2 protein-coding genes are annotated in these 1,776 nt (G+C 57.8%); both read right to left on the bottom strand.

Annotated elements, in window-relative coordinates; all coding sequences use genetic code 11:
* Positions 1–25: 25 nt before the first annotated feature.
* A complete protein-coding gene (locus tag NW856_RS12000) occupies positions 26–841 on the bottom strand; it encodes an OmpA family protein (RefSeq protein ID WP_414400462.1) in 816 nt (271 codons plus the stop codon).
* A 151-nt stretch (positions 842–992) separates the two neighbouring features.
* On the bottom strand, positions 993–1,652 hold the full coding sequence (locus NW856_RS11995; RefSeq protein ID WP_414400461.1) for an XRE family transcriptional regulator: 660 nt from the start codon (positions 1,650–1,652) through the stop codon (positions 993–995).
* Between the last annotated feature and the right edge of the window lie 124 nt (positions 1,653–1,776).

The raw sequence follows: 1,776 nt of genomic DNA, 5'->3' as shown, positions 1-1,776 counted from the left end.
GGCTCAAATGAAAGATCAACACAACCTAGGGAGCGATGACCAAATCCACGCGGCGGTTCCGCTGCCGTCCGGCTTCTGTGTCGTTATCGGCAACGGGCAAGGTGGGACCAAAGCCAGAGGTTGTCCAACTGATGGGATGGCCTTCCGGCAGCAGCTTCGTCAAATAGTCCTTAACCGCATTGGCGCGGCGCAGAGAAAGGGCCAAGTTGTAGTTTAAGGGCCCGATGTTATCGGTGTGGCCATTCACTTGAACGCGAGCGCCGGGCATGGCCTCCAAGGATTTTGCCACCTGGGCCAACAGCGCCGCTGCTTCAGGTCGAATCTCGGCTTTGTCAAAATCGAACAGCAAATCGCCCGGCAGGCTGATGGTTTGGGTTCCCACCTGAAAAGAGGTCGGCGTTTTGGTCGGGGCTGGGGTGCTTTCTTCTCCTGGGACGATCTCGGCAGCAGTGGAAGATTCCCTGACAGGCTCAGGGGCTGTTTGAGAACGCAGCCGTTGCAGCCGCGACTCCAATTCCTCAATTCTGATCAAGAGCTGGATCACCTGCTGGCGGATCTCCCGAATCTCTGCCTCCAGATCCGTGGGGCTCTCATGATTTTCCTCTGGATCTGCATCTGCTGTTGGGCTGGCCACCGGAGGATTGGCCTGGGGCGGGGCCAAGGTGGGCAGGATCGGTGGTGTGGGAGAAGCGGGTTGAGTGGGAGAGATGTTGGTCTCCGGCTGGGGCTGAGGTTGGGCCTGCTGGGGAAGCACCATCCCGACCCAGATTCCGCTGCTGACCAAGAGGATCCCGCTTAGGGAATGGAGAGCGACTGTTAGGAGCTGGGACGAACGAGCCATTGCAGGCAAACCTCCGGCTGGATGGGCGCAGGCAAGGAGCAGGAACTCCTCTCAACTCAACCCTCAAGACCCATCCTAACCGGCGACCCGATCTCGCCAAGGGGATTCTCGGTCGGTCCAACTGCCACTTCCCGCCATCTGCTGTGGGAGGCTAATCAAAACTGATGCGACCTCGATAACGCCCTATGAGGGTTAGGCCGTTGATGGGATCCGCCAAATCCGCCACAAAAGGGGGAAAGCGGGGGTTGTCGCTGATCACCTTCACCTGGGATCCGGGCAGGCGCTGCAGCCGTTTGACCAACAGATCCCCATCCATCTGAAAGACGTAAATGCCTTCACAGCCCAGGTCTCCACCCTCTTGCCGCTCCACAAAGATCCAGTCGCCATCCTCCAAGGTGGGAGACATGCTATCCCCCTGCACCCGAATCAGGCTCAGCTCGGCAGGATTTCCCTTCAAGTGCGTCCGCAGCCAGTTTCGCTCAAAAGCAATCACCGATTCGATCGATTCTTCGCGCACCAACACCCCCGCTCCGGCAGAGGCGGCCACATCGACAAAAGGCACATACACATACTCTGCTTTCGCGTCGGGATCCAACTGCGGGGATCCCTCCCCTGTGATCAGCCAACTGAGGTTGACTTGGCCCACTTGGGCAATTTTCACGGCCTTATCAATGCCGGGCACGGATCCCTTCAGGTAGCTGCGCAAGGCCGTATCGCTAATTCCGGCCCGTCGCCCAAACGCATAGACGGCTTCATCGCCAATCACCCATCGCAAGCGGTCTGCAAAAGAAGAGCCAGAGGAGATGGACATCGGCTTAACGCTACATATTGTGTATAAGCAGATTTTTACCACTATATCTTGACAAGTCAACAACCGGTGCAGCCATTTGGGGAGAATCTTCAACGTAAACTACCCGGCTCCGACCGCTAAGCGG

Origin of the sequence: Synechococcus sp. R3-13, from assembly GCF_047462195.1 — a bacterium.
Classification (GTDB): Bacteria; Cyanobacteriota; Cyanobacteriia; order Thermostichales; family Thermostichaceae; genus Thermostichus.
This window is presented reverse-complemented; position numbering and strand designations above follow the sequence as displayed.

Bases quoted from the DNA above. Each gene is read 5' to 3' on its own strand.
- NW856_RS12000 (WP_414400462.1), bottom strand. From the start codon at position 841: ATGGCTCGTTCGTCCCAGCTCCTAACAGTCGCTCTCCATTCCCTAAGC.
- NW856_RS11995 (WP_414400461.1), bottom strand. From the start codon at position 1,652: ATGTCCATCTCCTCTGGCTCTTCTTTTGCAGACCGCTTGCGATGGGTG.